The sequence below is a fragment of the Pseudoalteromonas sp. SG45-5 genome (genome assembly GCF_014164085.1).
GTDB lineage: Bacteria > Pseudomonadota > Gammaproteobacteria > Enterobacterales > Alteromonadaceae > Pseudoalteromonas > Pseudoalteromonas aliena.
In genome coordinates this window covers 1-748 of sequence record NZ_JACJEM010000141.1, presented here as the reverse complement: position 1 = coordinate 748, position 748 = coordinate 1, and the positions used below count along the sequence as shown (strand labels likewise).

At 42.1% G+C, this 748-nt stretch carries 1 protein-coding gene; it reads left to right on the top strand.

The window, feature by feature from the left end; genetic code table 11:
• Nucleotides 1–748, top strand: a 748-nt coding sequence (locus H5119_RS20000) for a transposase (RefSeq protein ID WP_182703482.1), incomplete at both ends; no start/stop codon positions are given.

The following is a 748-nucleotide window of genomic DNA, read 5'->3' as shown; positions in this document are numbered from 1 at the left end:
GCAGAGGGTGGGTTGAAGACAAACTGCTAGAGTTAGCCAAGATATTTTGTATTGACGTCTGTGCTTATGCTGTTATGAGCAATCATACGCACTTAGTCCTGTATGTTGATGATAAAAAGGCGAATCGGCTGAATGATAAAGCGATTGTTATTCGCTGGCACAAGCTGTGTAAAGGTACTGTCCTTACGCAAAAGTACATACAAGGTGAGAAGTTAAGTAAAGCTGAATTCATTTTTTTTAATCAAACAGTAAAGGAGTATCGAGAGCGTTTATCAAGTATTAGTTGGTTTATGCGGGTGTTAAATGAAGACATTGCGCGCAGGGCAAATAAAGAAGATAACTGCACTGGGAGGTTTTGGGAGGGACGTTTTACATCACAAGCATTATTGGATGAAGCTGCATTGGCGGCCTGCATGGCGTATGTAGATTTAAACCCCATTAGAGCCAAAATGGCAAATACACCAGAAGAATCTGACCATACCAGCGCTCAACTACGCTTAACACACGCAAAGGAAGGCAAGCAACCAAAACAACTGCTCCGCTTTGCAGGCATGCCACGTCAAATCATGCCAAAAGGGCTACCGTTTGAGCTTAAATCGTACCTTGAACTTGTTGAGTTAACGGGGCGTTGTATACGAGAGGACAAACGAGGGTATATTGAAAGTACACACTTACCCTTACTCGAAAGAGTCAATATTTCCTCTGAAAACTGGTTAAAACTCACCACACAATTTACACGCGTATTTCA